The sequence below is a fragment of the Janthinobacterium pasteuri genome, assembly GCF_051380775.1.
Taxonomy (GTDB): Bacteria; Pseudomonadota; Gammaproteobacteria; order Burkholderiales; family Burkholderiaceae_D; genus Janthinobacterium.
This window is the reverse complement of sequence record NZ_JBNYXS010000006.1, coordinates 101,939-122,054: the sequence shown is the minus strand read 5'-3', so window position 1 is coordinate 122,054 and position 20,116 is coordinate 101,939. Positions and strand designations below refer to the sequence as shown.

Genomic DNA, 20,116 nt, shown 5'->3' with positions numbered 1-20,116 from the left:
GGCAGCGCGCGCCTGTTTCAAGGGTGCAAGGGCCGCTGGGCGTGCAGCAGCGCATCGAACGCTTCGATGGCCAGCGGCGGCGCAAACAAATCGCCTTGCGCAAAGTCACAGCCGATCTCCAGCAGCCGCGCGCGCTGCTCTGGCGTCTCCACCCCCTCGGCGATGACTTGCAAGCCAAGCTTGTGGGCCATGGTGACGATGGCTTCGCACAACACCAGTTCGCTGGCACCGGGCGCCAGCTTGCGCACCAGCACGCCGTCGAGCTTCAGGTAGTCGATACCGCACTGCTGCAATTGCGTCAGCGAGGCGGGGCCGCTGCCAAAGTCGTCCAGGGCGATCTGCAAGCCCGCCTCGCGCAAGTGCTGCAGCCGCTGCGCCATGCCGCTGCCGGTCCCCAGCAGCGCATCTTCGCGCATGTCGAGCACGATGGCCGAGGGTGGCACATCGAGCGCCATCAGCTGGCGCAGCCAGGTGCCGGGCGCCTCGGCTTCGCGTTGCAGCTCCAGCGGTGACTGGTTCAGGCACAGTTGCAGCCCTGGCAAGCCGATGGCCTGGCCCTGCGCGCGCCAGCGCAGCAGTTGCGCGGCCGCCGTGCGCAGCACCCAGTTGCCAATGTCGACGATCAAGTCGCTGCTCTCGGCTACTGCCAGGAAATCGGGCGGACACACGATGCCTCGCTGCGGATGGTGCCAGCGCAGCAAAGCTTCCACTTTGACAATAGTGCAGCCATGCAGTTCAACGATGGGCTGGTAATGCAGCTGCATCTGCTGTTCGCGCAAGGCCGTGCGCAGGTCTGCCCCCATGCGCATGCGGTTGACGGCCGCCACCTGCATGGCGGGCGTAAAGTAGCTATAGCGGTTGCGCCCCGCGCCTTTCGACACATACATGGCCTGGTCCGCATGCTTGAGCAAGTCCTCGATCGTACCCGCGTCGTCAGGATACAGGGTGATGCCGATCGAAGCCGAGACGAACGCCTGCTCCTGTCCGAGCAAGAACGGCGCCAGCAAGCCGTCGAGTATCTGCCGCGCGATGCGGTCCACTTGCTGCAGATCGTCGACATCGGACAGGATCACCGTGAATTCATCGCCGCCCAGGCGCGCCACCGTGTCCGTCTCACGCACGCCCACGCGGATGCGCCGCGCCGCTTCGATCAGCAAGATATCGCCCTGATGGTGGCCCAGGGTGTCGTTGACTTCCTTGAAATGATCGAGGTCGATGAACAGGATGGCCACGCGGCTCGTATCGCGCCGGCCCTGGGCCAGCGCCAGGCGCAAACGCTCATGGAACATGCGCCGGTTCGGCAATTGCGTCAAGGTATCGAAATTGGCTTGCTGCCAGATCAGCGCTTCCGTTTGCCGCTTGTCCGTCACGTCTTCCAGCATGCACAGGTGCTGCGGCGCGCCATGGCGCGCCGTGGCGATGGCAGTCACCGAGGCATCGACCCACACCACGCCGCCATCGGGGCGCACGATGCGCTTGGCGTGGCGGAAGCCCGGCATGCGCCGCGCCAGCAACTGCGCCACGTGCGCCTGCTCGCCAGCCACGTCGTCGGGATGGCTGATTTCCATCCAGCTCGACCGCTTCATGTGCTCCAGGCTACGTCCTGCGATGGCCAGATAGCGCGGATTGATATCCAGAAACTGTCCACTCACGGTATCGATCAGGGCGATGCCCATGGGCGCTTCCTCGAACATGGTGCGAAAGCGCAACTCCCCCTGGCGGATGGTTTCTTCCGTGCGGCGGCGCTCGCGTGCCAGGTTACTGAAGTGAAAGGCGGCCGACACGGCCAGCATGCTACCCGCCACGCCCAGCGACAGGTACAACCAACCCAGGTCGGCGCCTGGTACGGGGCGATACAGGAAACCCTTGTAGGCGTGGCTATCCGTGGCATTGGGCGGCAGCACGCCCATGGCGACATACGTGTCGGCGATATGCTGCCAGCGCTGGGGATTCATGTAGCCCAGCTCCACCAGTTCCGGCTGCAGCAGCAATTCCATCTGCTGCGCCTCGTACAGCAGGTGCGCGCGGTCATGGCGCTGGCTGTATTTGAGATGGATCAGTTGCGCCATTTCCTCGCGATGCGCCATCGCGTATTGCCAGCCGCGCAGGCTGGCAGCACGGAACGCTTTCACGCGCTCGGGATGGCGGCGCAGTTCGTGCTCGCTGGTAAACAGGTTGTCGCCATAGAAATCGATGCCGGCCGTGCGCGGCGTAAACTGGTAATAGGGAAAGCCCACACGGTCCAGATAGTCCGGCTCGTTGGTGGAATACGCGGCGATGGCCTCGACCTTGCCTTCGATCAAATCCTCGACCCGGTAGCTGGGTGGCAGGTGCAGCATCTGTTCCGGTGCGACGCCCATTTTCTTCAGGAACAGCGACACTTCATCGGACGCGAACGCCACGTCGGTGGGCGCGCCTGTCATCACGGGGGCGCCCGCCAGCCGGTGCACGTCCGGCGCGCCGCCATGCTGGCGCATCAGCAGGACGCTGGGCGAATGCTGGAACACCACGGCCAGCACCACCAGCGGCTTACCAGCTATGCGGCTGAGCAACAAGGTGCTGTCGCCAATGCCATATTCGGCCTGCCCCGTCAGCACGGCGGCCTCGGCAGGCGGCACGCCGCGGCCTTCGAGCAGCCTGACCTCCAGCCCCGCCTCGCGGTAATAACCCTGCTCGATGGCCGCGTAATAGCCGGCAAACTGGAACTGATGCGTGAAATTGAGCTGCAGCGAGATGGGTTCCAGCGCCCGGGCGGGCGTTGCCAGGCACAGCAGCAGGAAGAAAAAGCAGCGCCAGCCATGCACCAACCTGCCGGCGGGCGGCAAGTAGGAGCGGAAAGCGTCGGATGCTTTCATCAGCATGGCAAAACACCACAGAAACTGCCGAGCTGGCAGGGTATGACTATTGTAGCCGCCCCTTTTGCCGATGGATAATTATTTCACTAGAAACAATAAAGTTGATGTTTTTAGCAAACAATCTGACCATTGTTTTCGCTAGAACACGACGCCAGCCACCAAAATAATGTTGGCATACGGGCTGCATTCGCCCGTGCGCACGATGGCGCGCGCGCCCTTCGACAGTTGCTTGAACTCTTCATGCGTCACCTGGCGCGCATCGGGCAAGGCCAGGGACGCCACCTGCGCCGCCATGACCGGGTTGTGCTGTGGCAATTCGCTGGCCAGCAAATGGTATTCCACCTGCATTTCGCTCAATACCGTGTTCACGGTATCGATGAAACCGGGAATGCCGCGCGTCAAGGCCAGGTCGATCAGGGGCACGCCCGGCTGCGAGGGCAAGCCCGCGTCGCCGATGACGAGCATATCGCCATGGCCCAGCGAAGCGATCAGTTGCGACAGCGCAATATTAAGCAGCGGTGATTTTTTCATGGGCGTGGTGTCTTTAGAACAGCTCGTGCAGGTGGGGAATCGAGGTTTGCGCGCCGGGCTTGGTGACGCTCCAGGCGGCCGCGCGCTGGCCTTGCTGAATCGCTTCAGCCTCGTCCATGCCGGACGCCAGGCCCGCCACAAAACCGCCGATAAACGTGTCGCCGGCCGCCGTCGTGTCCACGGCTTGCACCACCTCGGCCGGGAACGTGGTATCGCCGCCATACAGGGCCGCGTGCACGCCCTTGGAGCCGAGGGTGATGATAACGTTATCGCTGCCCAACTTTTGCAGCGCTGCCGCCAGCACCTTGATGTCCGCGCCTTCTGGACTGACGCGGGCCAGCATGGCCGCTTCGATTTCATTCGGAATCAGGTAGTCGACCAGTTCCAGCACGCCGTCCGGCAAGCTGGCGGCCGGGGCCGGGTTCAGCACCACCGTCTTGCCCAGCGAACGGGCCAGTTTAATGGCGTGCACGACGGTGGCCATCGGTGTCTCCAGCTGCAGCACGACAATATCTGCCTGTTCGATCAAACCTTGCGCCGCGTCAATGTGCGCGGGGCTGAGCAAATCGTTGGCGCCGCCGGCAATCACGATGCTGTTCTGGCCATTGTCGTCGACCAGGATGGAAGCGATGCCGGACGCGACACCGGGCAAGGTGGTGATGTGGCTGTCGATGATGCCGTCGCCGACGAGAGCCGCGCGCAGGGTCGCGCCGAACGCGTCGTCGCCCACGCAGCCGACCATGGCCACTTGCTGGCCACCGGCGGCCACTTTGCCGCTGAGGCGCGCACAAGCGACGGCCTGGTTGGCGCCCTTGCCGCCAGGAATGGTGCGAAACGCGCCGCCCGTCAGGGTTTCGCCGGGGAGGGGCATGCGCGGCACGCGCAAGACCAGGTCCATATTGATGCTGCCGATAACCACGATCATGATGTCATTCCCATCAGTTCAGTTGCAGGTGAAGAAGTAGGTGCGGAAAAGGGTACAGTGGCAGCCACGCTGGAACCGCGCGCATGCAGTGCCGGCGCGATGCTGCGCTGCTGGCGCGGCAAGGCGGGGTCGGCGATGCGCGCCAGCAGGCAGGCGGCCGTGATGTGGCCCAGCTCGCGCGTGTTTTGCGCCACGCTGCTCAAGGCCGGATGCACGAAGCTGGCCAGGTCGATATCGTCGAAGCCGACGACGGCCAGCTCGGCCGGCACGGCAATGCCCCGCTCGGCGGCGGCGCGCAGGGCGCCAAAGGCCATCAAGTCATTGCAGCAGAACAAGGCGTCGGGGCGCTGGCCCTTGGGCAGCGCCAGCAAGTCCAGCGCCGCCGCATAGCCGCCCGCGCTCGTAAAATCGCTATGGCGGCACAGCGCGTCGGCCAGTACCACGCCCGCGTCCGCCATGGCACTGCGCGCACCGGCGATGCGTTCGTTGGAAATGCGCACTTCACGGGGACCGGCGATGCACGCGAGGCGCCGGCGTCCCAGCCCCAGTAAATGGCGCGCGGCCAACGATCCCCCGGCGCGGTTGTCGACCGCCACGGCATCGATGGACAGGTCGCTGGGCGCGCGGTCGAGCAGCACGGCCGGCACCTTCATCTTGCGCAGCAGTTCGCCATCGCTGTCAGCCAGCGCGGATAAAATCAAGCCATCGCAGCGCTTGGTCAAGAGCACGTTCAAGTAGTCGCGCTGCTTGACGGGGTCGTCATCGGAATTGCACAGGATCACACTGTAGCCGGCCGCGTAGCAGCTATCCTCGATGCCACGCGCCACTTCAGAAAAATACGGGTTCGTATTGTTGGGAATGATCAGGCCGATGGTGCCCGTGCTGCGGCTGCGCAGGGAACGCGCCAGCGCGCTGGGCACGTAGTGCAATTGCTCCGCCGCCGCCAGCACGGCGCGGCGCGCCTCGTCGCTGACGGGGCGGGTATTGTTGAGGACGTGCGAGACGGTGGTAAACGACACCCCCGCCGCCTGCGCCACTTGCTTGATGGTTGCCATGAAACGCGCTTTCTCCTGCGATTATGCGCGCTCGCCGCGGCGGCGGTAAGTGTCGAGCACCACGGCGGCGACGATCACCAGGCCGGTGACGATGCGTTTCACGGGTTCGGATACGCCCACTTGCGCCAGGCCCGCTTCCAGCACGGAAATGATCAACACGCCGATAAACGTGCTGATGACGGAACCGCGTCCGCCCATCAGGCTGGTGCCGCCGATCACGACGGCGGCGATCACTTGCAATTCCATGCCCACGCCGCCATTCGGGTCGGCCGCTTCCAGGCGCGACATCTGGAACAGGGCGCCCACGCCGGCGAGGAAACCCATCAGGGCAAACACCAGCACTTTTGACGGCTTCGTATTGATGCCGGACAAACGCACGGCTTCTTCATTCGTGCCGATGCCGATCCAGTGGCGCCCCAGCACCGTGCGCGTGAGCACCAGGTGGCCGATGACAACAATAGCGATGGCGGCGATGAAGGCCGGCGACAGGCCGAAGGCGATCGGCGAGCTGATGCCGTCAACGGCGCTGCCGATGTATTCCGTGCGCGAATTGGTCACCTGGTACGCCAGGCCACGCGCCATTTCCAGCACGCCCAGCGAAACGATGAACGAGGGAATGCGCCAGCCGACGGAAATCAAGCCCGTGGTGGCGCCGCACAGGGCGGCGACGAACATGCCCAGCAGGGCCGCGCTCCACACGGGCCAGCCCCAGTGCACGACGGCCAGCGACAGCACGGAAGCGGCCAGCGCCATCACGGAGCCGACGGACAGGTCGATGCCGCCGATGATCAGCACGAAGGTCATGCCGACGGCCATCACCACCAGAGTCGGGATGTTGTTCGACAGGGTGCTGAGGGTGGCGAGCGTAAAGAAGTTTTCGCTGGCAAACGAGAACAGCACGCACATGGCGAGCAAAGCGCCGATCAGGCCCGCATAGTTTTTCAGGTCGGCCAGACTGCGCTGCAGATACGAAGGAGAGGAATGGGTGGTCATGGGAATCTTTCCGGCGGATCAGGCCGCAGCTGGAGTGGAATGAGGGGTCAAATAGCCGGAGAAGGCGGCCGACAGCAGCGCGTCCTGGCTCCAGGCACCGCGCTCGAAGGTCTCGACGATGCTGCCCGCGCTCATGACGGCGATGCGGTCGCAGATCAGCATCAGTTCGCGCAAGTCGCTCGACACGATGACGAGGCCCTTACCCTGGCGCGCCTGTTCGGCCAGCACCTGATAAATATCAAACTTGGCGCCGATATCGATGCCGCGCGTGGGCTCGTCGAACAGCATCACGGGACAGTCGCGGTACAGCCAGCGGGCGATTACTACCTTTTGCTGGTTGCCGCCAGAGAGCTCCGCCACCGTTTGCGCGCTGTTGCGCGAGCGGATGCCCAGGCGCTGAATGTAATCGTCGGCCACCGACGCTTCGGCGGCGTCGTTGAGCCAGCCCGCGCCACTCACGGTGTCGAGCGAGGCGAGGGTCGTGTTGACGGCGATGGACTGGCGCAGCAACAAGCCTTGGCCCTTGCGGTCTTCCGTGATCATGGCGATGCCGGCTTTCACTGCTGCCTGCGGCGAGTGCAAGGCGGCGGGCACCTCGCTGTCGCCGAGAAACACGTCACCGGCGTCGGCGCGGTCGGCGCCGAAGATCAGGCGCAGCAATTCCGTGCGACCCGAGCCGATCAGGCCGGCAATGCCGAGGATTTCGCCGGCGCGCAAGTCGAAGGACGTCGGCTTGACCACCTTGCCGCGCGCCAGGCCGCGCACGCGCAGCAGCGGCGCACCTAACGTGCGCCCGCTCAAGTCCACCGCATCGTCGGCCGAGCGGCCCACCATCAGGCTGACCAGGTCGGCGGCGGAGTGTCCCGCGATATCGTCATCGCACACGAGCTGGCCGTCGCGCAGCACGGCGATGCGGTCGGCTACGCGCTTGAGTTCTTCCAGGCGGTGGGAAATATAGATGATGCACACGCCTTCGGCCTTCAGGCGCTCGATTTGCAGGAACAGTAATTCCACTTCGCGGTGCGTCAGCATGGCCGTCGGTTCATCGAGCACCAGCAGGCGGCAGGAACCGATCAGATTGCGCGCGATTTCGATCATTTGCTGGTGACCGATGCCCAGCTCGCCCACGAGGGTCCACGGGTCGAGGCCGCCCAGGCCGACTTTTTCCATCTGTTCGCGCGCGTCGCGTTCGAGGCGCGTACGGTCGATGAAGCCGAAGCGCTGCGGCAGGTTTTTCAGGTACAGGTTTTCCGCAATCGACAGGGTGGGAATCAAATTGAGTTCCTGCATCACCATGCGGATGCCCAGCGCCTCGGCGGCGCCACGCGAGGCGGGCAGGTAAGGCTTGCCGTCGAGCAGCATGGTGCCCGTCGTGGCTTGCTCCAGGCCGCAGATGATCTTCGACAAGGTACTTTTGCCCGCGCCGTTCTCGCCCGTCAGCGCCAGCACCTGGCCAGCGGCGAAGCGCAGGCCCACGCCGCCCAGCACGGGGCCGACATAGGACTTGCCGATGTTATCGAGCGTTAACAGGGGAATGGCGGCTGTCGCCGGGGGTATGTCGATGGGCATGATAAAACTCCGCGGTAGTGGCGGCGGGGCCAGCGGCGCCTGCTCGGTGAGCAAGCGGGCACCGGCCCCGGCGGGATCAAACGATCAGGACTTGGCGCCCTTGGCGACCAGTTCGACCTTGGTTTCGATGACGCCACCCAGATCGGCTTGCTTCTTCTTCTGCGCCAGGGCTTTCAGCACGGTCTCGATGCCGAACACGGCTTGCTGCGAACCGAACTGGTCGGCGGTAGCCAGCACGCGGCCATCGGCCAGCATCGGCTTGATGGCGTTGATGTTGTCGTAGCCGACGACCAGCACTTTGCCCGTCTTGCCGGCCGCCTTGATGGCGGAAATGGCGCCGATGGCCATGTTGTCGTTACCGCACAGCAAAGCCTTGATATTCGGATTGGCGTTCAGCATGGCGGCGGCCACCGTGTTGGCAGGGGCGATTTCCCACTGACCCGACTGTACGCTGACGACCTTGGCACCGGCCGCGTTCATGGCATCCTGGAAACCCAGGGTGCGCTGCTGTGCGTTGTAGGTGGTGGAGACGCCTTCGATGATGCCGACGGGATCGTCCTTCTTGATCTGCTTGGCCAGGAAGTCGCCGACGACCTTGGCGCCCTTGCGGTTGTCCGGACCGACGAATGGCACGATGATGCCCTTCTCTTTCAGCGCACCCTCGTCGAGCTTGTTGTCGATATTGACGACGATGATGCCCGCGTCGATGGCTTTCTTCAGCACCGGCACCAGCGCCTTCGAGTCGGCCGGCGCGATCACCAGCGCATTGACGCGCGAGACGATCATTTGCTCGACCAGCTTGATCTGGCTCGACGTATCCGTTTCATCCTTGATGCCGTTCGACAGCAAGTCGTACTTGGCGGCATTCGCCTTCTGATGCGCCTTGGCGCCGTTTTCCATGGTCAGGAAAAATTCATTGGCGAGCGACTTCATCACCAGCGCCACCTTCGGTTTGGCAGGTGTCTGCGCCATCGCCGGCACGGCGGGCAAGGCACACACCAGGACAGCGGCGGCAATCATTTTCAGGCGAATACGGGATGTCATGAGCGTCTCCAGAGTTGTTGGTCAAGCACGTGTAGATCATGCTTTTATGGAATTTCGTTGTGCGCAAACGTTTGCGCGAAGCGAATAGTGCCTCAATGCCACACATCAGTGCAAGCAAAACTGTATGTGCGGTGCAGCAAAAAAGGGGGGTACAGAGATGAGCAGGCAGGCTGATACGTTCAGCCTGCCAAAGGGAAGTGCGCGGAAGTCAGGACTTTGTTGCGGGACGGGCACTGGCCCACTGCACGGCCAGCACGCTGGCCAGCACCAGCAGCAAGCCCAACATCGACCAGCCCGTCATGGCCTGTCCCAGCAAGGCCCAGCCCAGCACGACAGCCATCAGGGGGCTGAGCAGGCCCAGCGAGGAGACGGCCACGGGTGTGAGGCGGGCGATGCCGCGGAACCACAAGGCATACGCCAGCAAGGCGCCGGCCAGGCACAGGTAGGCGTAGGCCAGGACTTGCTGCAAGGCTAGCGCTGGCAAGGGTGCGTCGACCAGCCAGGCGACGGGCGCCAGCATCAGGCCACCGAGCAGCAATTGCCAGCCCGTCAGCGCCAGCACGGGCAAGTCCGGCTTCCAGCGCCGCGTCAGGTAGGTGCCGGCCGCCATGCAGGCCGTGCCGCCCAGTGCGGCGGCGATGCCGATGGGTTCCCACACCGTGCGCGGCGACAACAGCAAGACGCCCATGCCAGCCACACCCAGCACGCTGGCCAGCAGCGCCAGGCGGGCCGGACGGCGCCCTTCCACGCCCCAGGCCAGGCCCATCACCAAGAGCGGCTGGATGGCCCCCACCACGGCCGCCAGGCCACCCGGCAAGCGGTAGGCGGCCACGAACAGCAGCGCCTGAAACACGCCGATATTTAATGCAGACAAGATCAGCACGCGACCCCAGTCGTGCCGCGCGGGCAGGCGCCGCATCAGCAGCAGCAACAGCAAGCCGGCTGGCAACACGCGGATCAGGGCCGCCGTGAAAGGCCGATCCGGCGGCAGCAGTTCGGATGTGACGATATATGTGGAACCCCAGATCAAGGGCGCCAGCGCCGTGAGCACGATATCGCCCCAGGCGGGACGGGCAGGAGAGGCGGACATATACTATCTCGACGCTAAGATAAAAATCGAGTGTGGATGCAAACTATCTTGATGTCAAGATAAATATCCACCTCCTTTGCCTGGCTGGCGGCGAAAAAAAACCCGGCATGGCCGGGCTGCGGGGACTGCGCCAGGCGGCACGCTGCGCCGCCTGGCCTGATGCTTAATCGCGTACGCGCTGCAGCACCGTGATTGGCATGCCGCCGATGCTGAGCGTAGCCGTGTTGTTGCTATTGCTCAGGCTGAGTTGCATGGCCATGCCGCCTGCGCCTTCCGGCGCGAACGTCACGACATTGCCTTCGGTGGTAAAGGTGCCTTTGCTTACCTTGTCGTTCTCGATGACGCTATCACGCGTAAATTCCAGCACACCGCCCATTGGTGCCTTCCACTTGCCCGCCAGCGGATGGCTGCCAAAACTGAACAGGCCTTTCAGTTTGTCCAGCATGCCCGGCCCTTGCGCGCCGGACGCCTGGCGCATGGCGCCGGCCATGCTCATGGCAGCCTGCTGCAATTGCGCGCGGTCGGTGACTTGCCATTGCTTGTCCACCAGGGCCAGCGGCAATTCCACTTCCAGATCGCTGTGCGGCAAGCGTTGCAGGATCAATGCGCGGTCCGGCGATTTGGCGAGCCACGCCGCCTCATCGGTCAGCGCCAGCGTAGCCGTGGCCATCGCCACCTGCTGCCCGCCCATCTCGCGCACTTGCTCGTAGCCGCTGACCTTGGCCACTTTCACGCCCTTGGCCACGCACAGCTTGTCGCCGCGCAAGGCGGCCTTGCCCGGTGCGGCCAGCGCGTAGACAAATTGCGATTGCGCAAGCCAGCCACCGCTGCTTTGCTCGACGGGAGCGCTGTACAACCCGCCACGCACGAGGATATCGAGCCATTGCCGGGTCGAACTGTCGTACGAGGCCACGCGGATTTCTTCCTTCTGGTACGGCAAGTTGGTCAGGCACAGCAACTTGTCGCGCGCCGCCTCGTCAGCCGCCAGGTGAGCATCGATGGCACGGCTGAAACTGCTGGCCGATGCCGCTTCTGGCGCCAGCAGCCACGCCAGCGCGCCACCGGCCACGATGAGCACCGCCAGCACGCCGCCGGCCAGGATGAGGTGGCGCCGTTGCACGCCGGCGCCGGCCGGCCTGACCGGCGCCGGCGCTGCCGCTGCCGCGGCAGGCAAGGTATTGCCGCATTCATCGCAAAAGCGCGCGCCCGGGGCATAGGCCGTGCCGCATTTGGTGCAGAAGTGAGCCATGGTCTGCCTTACTTGAGTTTATGCGCGCATTCGCCGCAGAACACGTCATCGGACGCGACCGGTGCCTTGCAGTTCGGGCATTGCAGGCTGTCAGCCGGCGCAGCAGCTGGCGCTGACGGGGCGGCTGGAGCGGCTGGTGCCGTCGCCTGCTCGGTCAGGGCACGCGCACGTTCACGCGCTTCCTCGGCTTTTTTCTTGACCACGGCCAGGCCATCGTTCAGGCTCGCCTCCGAGGCGCTGAAATCGACATTGCGCGTGGCGTTCAGGTAAATGATGCACACGCCCTTGGTGAAGATCAGGCCCGGCACCACGGCTGCGGCCGCCATCAGCAAACCGCCGCCCAGTCCGGCAGCGATGATATAGCCGGAACCGCTGCCGCTCCCCAGGCCCGAGGCCAGCGCGTACATGTTCATCTGGCCGCCCAGGCCCAGGATGCCGGCCGACATGCCCGTGGTCAGCGACACGCCCGTGCCCAGCACGCCAAAGATCAGCAGCGCGGTAAACGACGTGATCAGGAACAGCAGCACTTCCAGCAGGATCACCGACACCAGCTTGGTGCGCACGATCAGGTTCAGACGGGCAATGATCTGGAACACGCTGGCGCCCGACCAGGCGGCAGGGCCGGCCAGCGGCAACATCACGTAAAACAGCGCAAACACCAGCACGCCCAGCACGATGGCCGACAGCGGGAAGACCACCGCGTACAGCACGGGGCCCAGCACGGGGATCTTGCAGACGAACAAGATGATGGCGATGGCGATCATGGCCGCCAGCACGATCAGGAATTCCAGGAAGACGACCGCGATCAGGCGATGGCTGGTGTACAGCGAGACGAGCACGGCATCAACCAGGCTCATGCCAGGCTGGCCCTGCACATCGCGCATCAGCAGGATGCCCACGGCATTGGAACCGTAAAACATCACCAGGAAAGCCATCAGGCCGCCCAGGAAGGCCAGCACGACACTGCTCATGCTACTGGCGAGCATCGTCAGCACGCCACCGACGAGCACGGCGCCGATGAAGGTCAGGGCCAGCAGGGCAATCGCGCGGAAATTCTTGATGGCGTCGGTCGCTTCGATCAGCGATCCCACGGCGGACGAAAAGGGAAAAGGTTTATGTGCTTCTGTGGAAATGGTCATGTCTAGCCTGGAAGGGGTGAATCGGGATGGGACGGCCTGCCTGGCCGCCCCGTGGTATTTAGTCGGCAAGCGCCAGTTGCAGCTCGCTCGCAGGCGCCTGGCGCTGGACGATCTGCAGTTTGACGTCCTGGCCACCGACACGCTTGCTATTCAGGTACAAGGCCGTACGCACGGGGTAAATGCCCTGCGGCACGCCTTCGGGCATGGGAATCGAGAAGCCGCCCTTGTAGGCGCCGCTGCCGTTATTGCTGCTGACCACTTTGCGCACAGTTTTGATCAGGTCGCCATTTGGCTTGTACAGGCTCAATTCCTCTTCCACCAACGGATTCGGATCGCGCGTGCCGGCCGCCACTTCAATATACGAATTGGTCTGCGCCTTCTGGCCCGGACGCACGGAAGACGGCGTAAAGCCCGTCTCATACTTCACCAGGGTCGACTGCTCGGGCAGCTTGCCCTTGTTGGCCACCTTGTAGTCGGCCTGCACTTGCTGCGCCGTCTTGACTTGCTGGCTTTGATAATTCAAGGCCACGCAGGCGAGTGCACCCAGGCTGGCGCCCAGGGCCGCGCCGCGCACGGTATTGGTGCCACCGCCCAGCAAGCCGCCGACGACTGCGCCGATGCCGGCCAGCACGGCCGTATTGCATTCACCGCTGGCCGCTTCCGTGCCTGCGGTGCTGGTGCCAGTGGCGCCTGGACCACCCGGCGCGGCGCAACCGGCCAGCATCGAGGACACGACCAGCAACGCCACCATGGGCTTGGCAATTTTTTTCAAGTTTTTCACGTTATTCTCCAGGAGGAACAAAATAGGGGGAAGGCAAGCAGCGCGGCTTACTCGATCTGGATTTGCGACAGCGCCTTGTCTTGCGCTTCTTTTGCCTTGCGCTTGATGTCGAGCGCGTAGCGGTTGCCCTTGTCCATGCGCAACACGGCATTCGCGTTGGCAATGGCACAGTCGTATTTGCGCTGGCTCATGCAGTGGCTCGCTTCCGACAGGCTCTCCGTGATCACGCTTTCCAGGCCGTCAGCCTTGTTGGCGGGGGCGGCTGGCGGTGCTGCCTTGACGGCCTTGGCTGGCTTTTCCACGACCGGAGCAGGTGCTGGTGCTGGCGTGGGTGCTGGCTCGGGGGCGGGCGCAGGGGCGGCAACCGGGGCGGGCGCGGGTTCGGCTGCGGCCGCAGCAGGTGTCGCGGCATGGTCGGCCGCCGTGGCGCCATCGAGCGCAGGGTCGCTGATGGCCAGCGGCTGCTCGGCGGCAGGCGCAGGTTCCGGCGGCACAGTTGGCACGGGTGCCGGCGCCGACGCTGGCGGCTTGCTTGACAGGAAATAGTACCCGCCTGCACCGCCCAGCAGCACTACCGCTGCGACGGCTGCGGCAATCAGTTTCATGCGGTTGCCACCCGGTGGGCTGTCGCTTGGCGCTTCGGGCACGCTGGCGGGTGCAGCAGCAGGCTCTGATGCGGGCGCGTGGACGGGTTCTGGTGCAGGAGCGGGCACGGCTTCAGGCTGGCGCTTTTCCAGCACGGGCGGCGGCGCCGGTGCCGCCACAGGTTCCGCCACTGGCGCCGGGGCAGGTTCAGGCATGGGCTCGATGGCGGGCGTAATGACGGGCGCAATGACCGGTTCACTCGCCGCTGCAATAGCCGGCGCAATGACCGGCTCCGGCAGAGGCGGCGGCACCGCTGCGGCGACGGGTGCCACGGCAAAGCTGAACGCGCACTTGGGGCAGAATCTGGCATCGGCCTTGCAATCATGGCCGCACTGGCCACAGGATTTGCCTGGCATCGGGGCGGCAACGGTCGTGGCAACGGCAAACGTCGTGCCGCAGGAAGAACAGAATTTTGCGCCCGGTTTATTCTCGGCCTGGCAGGAAAGGCATTTCAATTGGCATCTCTTTTCATATCAGCGCTGACGCCGTACGCCTGTATCGCTTGCCAGAATGGCAGCATTGTTGCCGTACGGCTAAATATTCAACGAGTATATTTTCAAACACCAAGTTGCCACAAGGGAAAATTGCTTTTTGCTCTATTCAATTTTTAAATATTAGTAAAAATCCTGCCGCGAAGGAGGTGCCGCGCCCCATCTTGGTGCACAGAGAGCAAAAAACCCGGCAACGCAGTACGCGTTGCCGGGTTTTCAGGCTATGCCCGAGGGCCGAAGGCAGCTTACTTGCGTCCGCTCCGTGCCGGCGCGGCATGGCCGCCCTTGGCAGGCGGCTTGCTGCCACGGCCCATCGGCACGGCGGCCGGCTTGGCCTTCGTCTTGATGGTCGACAAGATCGATGGCCGCACTTTCGACTCGGCAGCCGACGCTTTCGGCGCCGCTGCCGTGCCGCCCAGGGCGATGCGGTTTTTGCCCGGCGTGACCTTGAACTTGTCCGGCGTGCCGGCGCCATGCGTCTGGCGGCTGCGTTCGCCTGCGGCCAGGCCACCCGACTCCGACGACGTCCAGGCAGGAATCAAGTGTTTGTCGCCATTGCCGATCAAGTCGCCACGGCCCATGTTGACCAGCGCTTCGCGCAAAATCGGCCAGTTGGCCGGGTCCTGGTAGCGCAGGAAGGCTTTATGCGTGCGGCGGATCTTGCCGCTGCGCGCCGTTTCCACCACTTCCGAATCTGCCGTGACCTTGCGCAAAGGATTCTTGCGCGTGTGATACATGGTCGTGGCCATGGCCATCGGCGTAGGCATGAAGGTTTGCACCTGGTCCAGCTTGAAATTGTTTTTCTTCAGCCACAGGGCCAGGTTCAGCATGTCCAGGTCCGTCGTGCCCGGATGGGCAGCGATGAAATACGGGATCAGGTACTGCTTCTTGCCCGCTTCCAGCGAGAAACGGTCGAACATTTCCTTGAACTCGTCATACGCGCCGATGCCGGGCTTCATCATCTTCGACAAGGTACCCTCTTCCGTGTGCTCAGGGGCAATCTTCAACAAACCGCCGACGTGGTGCGTCACCAGTTCCTTCACGTATTCGGGCGAACGCACGGCCAGGTCGTAGCGCAAGCCCGAGCTGATCAGCACTTTCTTGATGCCGGGAATGGCGCGCGCCTTGCGGTACAGCGAGATCAGCTTGCTGTGGTCCGTGCCCAGGTTGACGCAGATGGACGGATACACGCACGACAGGCGGCGGCACGACACTTCGATCTCTTTTTCCTTGCAAGCGAGGCGGTACATATTCGCCGTGGGGCCACCCATATCGGAAATGGTACCCGTAAAGCCTTTGGTTTTATCACGGATATGCTCAATTTCACGCAGGATCGACGGTTCCGAACGGCTCTGGATGATGCGCCCTTCATGCTCGGTGATCGAGCAGAAGGTGCAACCGCCGAAGCAGCCGCGCATGATGTTGACGGAGAAACGGATCATTTCCCAGGCCGGGATATGCGCCTTGCCATAACTCGGGTGCGGCGCGCGCGCGTAATTCATGTCGTACACGCCATCCATTTCGTCCATGGCCAGCGGCAGCGGCGGCGGATTGAGCCACACATCGCGTTCGCCGTGCGCCTGCACCATGGCGCGCGCATTGCCGGGATTCGATTCCAGGTGGAACACGCGCGAGGCGTGCGCATACATCACGGGGTCATCCTTGACGACGTCGTAGGCGGGCAGGCGCACGACCGTCTTGTCGTGCTTTTCCTTGGCCATGGCCAGGCGCTCTTCGCGGCTCATGATGCGGATCGGCTTGATGACTTCGGCCGATTTCGAGGCATTTTCCGTGGCGCAGGCGGTCTTGTCTTCCTGCACCATCTCGTACGGGCTGTAATGCGGGTCGATCTTGCCGGGCACGTCGACGCGGGTGGAATTGTGCACGCCCCAGTCGTCGCCAGGCAACCAGCCGGACGGCACCATGAAGGCCGTGCCGCGCAAGTCGCGGATATCCTTGATGTGTTCGCCGGCGGCCAGGCGGTGGGTCAGGTCGACCAGCGCCCGCTCGGCATTGCCGAAGATCAACAAATCAGCCTTGGAATCGGGCAGAACGGAACGGCGGACCTTGTCCGACCAATAATCGTAATGGGCGATGCGGCGCAGGGACGCTTCGATGCTGCCGATGACGATGGGCACGTCGGAATACGCTTCGCGCGCGCGCTGGGCGTACACGGTGACGGCGCGGTCCGGGCGTTTATTCGGTTCGGCATTCGCCGTGTAGGCGTCGTCGGAGCGGATCTTGCGGTCGGCCGTGTACTGGTTGACCATGGAATCCATGTTGCCGGCGGTAATGCCGTAGTACAAACGCGGCTTGCCGAGGATGCGGAACGCTTCTGCCGACAGCCAGTCCGGCTGGCTGATGATACCGACGCGGTAACCTTGCGCTTCGAGCAGGCGGCCGACGAGGGCCATGCCGAAACTCGGATGGTCGATGTAGGCGTCGCCCGTGACGAGGATGACGTCGCACTGGTCCCAGCCCAGCACGTCCATCTCGGCACGCGACATCGGCAGGAAAGGCGCCACGGCAGCGCGGGCAGACCGCTTGGGAACGGTCGCAAATAAATTGGTAGGGGAGCTCATAGGGTACGGATTGTACCGGAATTGGCCATTTCCAACCTGACGGCCTGCTTTTTACTGTTGGATTTTCGTATAAAAAACGTTTATTTTTCAATCACTTGGGAAATTTCCATCGAGAAATTGTGACTGAGGAGCAGTTTTTATCATGGCATCAACATCGTCTCGGCGCCTCTCAAAACCGTAGCGAGCAAGCTCAATGCCGGGTTGAGTAGCGGAGCCGTACGAAGGTACGGTGAGCAACGGATGCCCGGCAGTGGGCTGCGCAGTAGGTTTTCAGAGGTGCATCAGATACCCATGTTGGCGAGAATTTCACCCAATTCACGTAAGGCCGGCTCCAGTTTAGGATGCTTGACGGCAAACTTGGCCGACAATTCCTGGCTGCGCTCGGCCAGTCCATAGGTGGTCGACTCTTCGTCCTGTTCCTGCGCGGCGCGCTTTTCCAGCAACTGCTGAATATCGCCATTGAGCTTTTGCAGCAAACCATGTGTTTCTTCATCCACAGGATCGCCAGATGCGATGGTCGATTGCAGCTGTTGCAGCGATTCCTTGAGTTTGCTATCCATATCTTTTTCCTGTCAGTCAGTAAATTGCGTGTCCAGGTACAGCTGTTCCACCTTGCTCCTGGCCCACGGGGTCTTGCGCAAAAACTTCAGGCTCGACTTGATGCTGGGATCGCTGATGAAGCAATTGATATCGATGTGCCTGGCCAGGCCGTCCCAACCGTAGTGGGCGTGCAGGCGCGTCACGATACCTTCCAGGGTAATGCCATTCAAATCTTGCTGACTCATATACTCTTTCAACTGCCTTCTTATTTACATCTTACTCAATTCTACGCCGCCGGCACGGAAAGCTTGCGTGCGCCATGTCAACGCAACGCAAGCTTCAGATGAGGACGACTTACTTGGCGTTCAAGCCACGCCGTTCCAGCAGCGGTGCCACGGTAGCGTCGCGGCCACGGAAGTCGCGGAACAGTTGCAGCGCATCGACGCTGCCGCCGCGCGACAGCAATTTGCTGCGGAACCAATCGCCATTCTTGCGCGTCAGGCCGCCGTTTTCCTTGAACCAGTTGACCGATTCCGCGTCCAGCTTTTCCGACCACAGGTAGGCGTAGTAGGCTGCCGAATAGCCGCCCGAGAAGCTGTGCGAGAAGTAGCTGGTGCGGTAGCGCGGCGGCACGGGCGCGTAGTCGACGCCCGCATCCTTCAAGGACGCCGCTTCAAAGGCCAGCACGTCGGTCGGGATCTGGCTCGGCGCCAGCTGGTGCCAGCGCTGGTCCAGCAGGGCCGCCGACAGGTATTCCGTCGTCATGAAGCCCTGGTTGAATTTCTTTGCCGCCGTGACTTTATCGAGCAATTCCTGCGGCATGGCCGCGCCGCTCTGGTAATGCTTGGCATAGTTTTGCAGCACTTCCGGCCAGATGGCCCACATTTCATTGACTTGCGATGGATACTCGACGAAGTCGCTCGGCACGCTGGTGCCGGCGAAGCGCGGGTATTTCACGTTCGAAAACATGCCGTGCAGCGCATGGCCGAATTCGTGGAACATGGTCGTCACTTCATCGAACGTCAGCAAGGTCGGCTGACCGGCGGGCGGCTTCGGAATATTCAATTGGTTGGCGACGACAGGATGCGTGCCCATCAACGACGATTGCGACACGTATTCATTCATCCATGCACCGCCGTGCTTGTTGCCGCGCGCATAGAAGTCGGCGATGAACAGGGCCAGCGGCTTGCCGTTGGCATCGAGCACGTCGTAGACGCGCACGTCCGGGTTGTACACCGGTAGATCAGTACGCTGTTTGAAGCTGATGCCATACAGTTTATTGGCGGCAAAGAACACGCCGTTATTCAGTACGCTGTTGAGTTCCAGATACGGTTTCAGCTCGTTTTCATCGAAATTGAAACGTTGCTTGCGCAGCTTGTCCGTGTAGATGGCCCAGTCGGCCGCTGCTACCTGGAAACCGCCTTTTTCCGCATCGACCACTTGCTGCAAGTCGGCCGCTTCGCGGCGCGCATTGGCGACGGCCGGTTTCGCCAGTTCCGACAGCAAGGTGTTGACGGCCGTGGTGGTCTTGGCCGTCTGGTCTTCCAGCGAATACGCGGCATAGTTGGCGTAACCGAGCAGGGTGGCCCGTTCGGCGCGCAGCTTGGCCAGCTTCAGCACGATGGCGCGGTTGTCGAACTCGCCGCCCTGGCTACCCCGGTTCAGCGACGCATCCATCAAACGCTGGCGTGTCTTGCGATGCGTCAATACGGCCAGTGGCGGCTGGCCGCTGGTGTTGACCAGGGCGATGACGAACTTGCCCGTCAAGCCGCGCTCCTTGGCTGCCGTGGCGGCCGTATCGATATCGCTCTCCGTCATGCCGGCCAGCTCGGCGCGCGTGTCGACGACGATGCTCTTGGCATTCGTTTCCTTCAGCACGTTTTGCGCAAAAGCCGTTTCCAGGCCCGCCTGCTCGGCGTTGTAGGCTTTTAATTTTTCCTTGTCCGCATCGGACAGCTTGGCACCGGCGCGCACGAAATCTGTGTGGTAGCGTTCCAGCAAGCGCAAGGATTCGGCATCGAGGCCCAGCTTGTCGCGCTTGGCGTACAGGGTATCGATGCGGGCAAACAGTTTCGGGTTCAGGGTGATCGCGTCGCCATGCGCGGCCAGTTTGGGCGACACATCCACTTCCACCGCTTCGATCACGCTGTTCGTGTTGGTCGAGGTCATGTTGCTGAAGATGCTCTGCACGCGGTGCAGCAGCTGCCCCGTGCGCTCGAGCGCCACGATGGTGTTTTCAAACGTGGGCGCCTGGCGGTTGCTGGCAATCGCATTGACTTCGGCCAGCTGGCGTTTCATGCCTTCGGCAAACGCCGGTGCATAGTGAGCATCCTTGATCAGGCCGAACTGCGGCATCTGGAACGGCAGCGGGCTGACTTTCAACAGGGGATTCTGGGCGCTGATGGCGGCGGCGGGTGCGGCGGCGGCCAGGGCGGAAGGAGCGGCGTGGGCCAGCATGACGCTGGCGGCGATGACGAGCAGTTGTGGACGGATCATGACATCTTTCAGGAAGCGCGGGAAGAACCGCGATCATGTCGCGGGCCAGTGGCAGATCATAGCAGCCTGTCACACAGGCGTCATCCAACATGGGCGATCCTGTGGTGCTGCACGCCAAATGCGCGGTTTAC

Annotated in this window: 16 protein-coding genes and 1 pseudogene; all 17 read right to left on the bottom strand. The window is 63.0% G+C overall.

From position 1 onward, the window contains the following. Window positions 1-17: 17 nt before the first annotated feature. Complete coding sequence (locus ACQ4WN_RS08675) at window positions 18-2,861, bottom strand: EAL domain-containing protein (protein WP_436551162.1); 2,844 nt, start codon at window positions 2,859-2,861, stop codon at window positions 18-20. Window positions 2,862-2,993: 132 nt separating this feature from the next. After that, the gene (gene rbsD / locus ACQ4WN_RS08670) at window positions 2,994-3,386 is read right to left on the bottom strand and encodes a D-ribose pyranase (RefSeq protein ID WP_436551161.1); all 393 of its coding nucleotides are present in this window, start codon (window positions 3,384-3,386) and stop codon (window positions 2,994-2,996) included. Window positions 3,387-3,399: 13 nt separating this feature from the next. Beyond that, the gene (gene rbsK, locus ACQ4WN_RS08665; RefSeq protein ID WP_436551160.1) at window positions 3,400-4,311 is read right to left on the bottom strand and encodes a ribokinase; all 912 of its coding nucleotides are present in this window, start codon (window positions 4,309-4,311) and stop codon (window positions 3,400-3,402) included. After that, the gene (locus tag ACQ4WN_RS08660; protein ID WP_436551159.1) at window positions 4,308-5,366 is read right to left on the bottom strand and encodes a LacI family DNA-binding transcriptional regulator; all 1,059 of its coding nucleotides are present in this window, start codon (window positions 5,364-5,366) and stop codon (window positions 4,308-4,310) included. Before ACQ4WN_RS08660 ends, rbsK begins: the two co-directional genes overlap by 4 nt. Window positions 5,367-5,387: 21 nt before the next feature. Beyond that, window positions 5,388-6,359 (bottom strand): ABC transporter permease, encoded by a 972-nt coding sequence (locus ACQ4WN_RS08655; protein ID WP_436551158.1) that lies wholly within the window; start codon window positions 6,357-6,359, stop codon window positions 5,388-5,390. Window positions 6,360-6,377: 18 nt separating this feature from the next. Next, a complete protein-coding gene (locus ACQ4WN_RS08650) occupies window positions 6,378-7,928 on the bottom strand; it encodes a sugar ABC transporter ATP-binding protein (protein ID WP_436551157.1) in 1,551 nt (516 codons plus the stop codon). 84 nt (window positions 7,929-8,012) lie between these two features. Continuing rightward, window positions 8,013-8,972 (bottom strand): sugar ABC transporter substrate-binding protein, encoded by a 960-nt coding sequence (locus tag ACQ4WN_RS08645; RefSeq protein WP_436551156.1) that lies wholly within the window; start codon window positions 8,970-8,972, stop codon window positions 8,013-8,015. Between the two features lie 208 nt (window positions 8,973-9,180). Beyond that, on the bottom strand, window positions 9,181-10,062 hold the full coding sequence (locus ACQ4WN_RS08640) for an EamA family transporter (RefSeq protein WP_436551155.1): 882 nt from the start codon (window positions 10,060-10,062) through the stop codon (window positions 9,181-9,183). Between the two features lie 163 nt (window positions 10,063-10,225). Further along, a complete protein-coding gene (locus tag ACQ4WN_RS08635; protein ID WP_436551154.1) occupies window positions 10,226-11,311 on the bottom strand; it encodes a zinc ribbon domain-containing protein in 1,086 nt (361 codons plus the stop codon). 8 nt (window positions 11,312-11,319) lie between these two features. After that, complete coding sequence (locus ACQ4WN_RS08630; protein WP_436551153.1) at window positions 11,320-12,450, bottom strand: zinc ribbon domain-containing protein; 1,131 nt, start codon at window positions 12,448-12,450, stop codon at window positions 11,320-11,322. A 58-nt stretch (window positions 12,451-12,508) separates the two neighbouring features. Then, window positions 12,509-13,231, bottom strand: coding sequence for a hypothetical protein (locus ACQ4WN_RS08625; protein WP_436551152.1), 723 nt, complete (start codon window positions 13,229-13,231; stop codon window positions 12,509-12,511). Window positions 13,232-13,278: 47 nt separating this feature from the next. Beyond that, the gene (locus ACQ4WN_RS08620) at window positions 13,279-14,031 is read right to left on the bottom strand and encodes a hypothetical protein (RefSeq protein ID WP_436551244.1); all 753 of its coding nucleotides are present in this window, start codon (window positions 14,029-14,031) and stop codon (window positions 13,279-13,281) included. Between the two features lie 192 nt (window positions 14,032-14,223). Continuing rightward, a pseudogene (locus ACQ4WN_RS08615) lies at window positions 14,224-14,331 on the bottom strand (zinc-ribbon domain-containing protein); the annotation flags it as partial. A 281-nt stretch (window positions 14,332-14,612) separates the two neighbouring features. Then, window positions 14,613-16,874, bottom strand: a complete 2,262-nt coding sequence (locus tag ACQ4WN_RS08610) for a YgiQ family radical SAM protein (RefSeq protein WP_436551241.1) — start codon at window positions 16,872-16,874, stop codon at window positions 14,613-14,615. A 356-nt stretch (window positions 16,875-17,230) separates the two neighbouring features. Next, the gene (locus ACQ4WN_RS08605; protein WP_071075022.1) at window positions 17,231-17,509 is read right to left on the bottom strand and encodes a DUF4404 family protein; all 279 of its coding nucleotides are present in this window, start codon (window positions 17,507-17,509) and stop codon (window positions 17,231-17,233) included. A 12-nt stretch (window positions 17,510-17,521) separates the two neighbouring features. Further along, the gene (locus ACQ4WN_RS08600; protein ID WP_436551151.1) at window positions 17,522-17,734 is read right to left on the bottom strand and encodes a VF530 family protein; all 213 of its coding nucleotides are present in this window, start codon (window positions 17,732-17,734) and stop codon (window positions 17,522-17,524) included. 109 nt (window positions 17,735-17,843) lie between these two features. Further along, window positions 17,844-19,985 (bottom strand): M3 family metallopeptidase, encoded by a 2,142-nt coding sequence (locus ACQ4WN_RS08595; RefSeq protein WP_436551150.1) that lies wholly within the window; start codon window positions 19,983-19,985, stop codon window positions 17,844-17,846. Window positions 19,986-20,116: the final 131 nt, after the last annotated feature.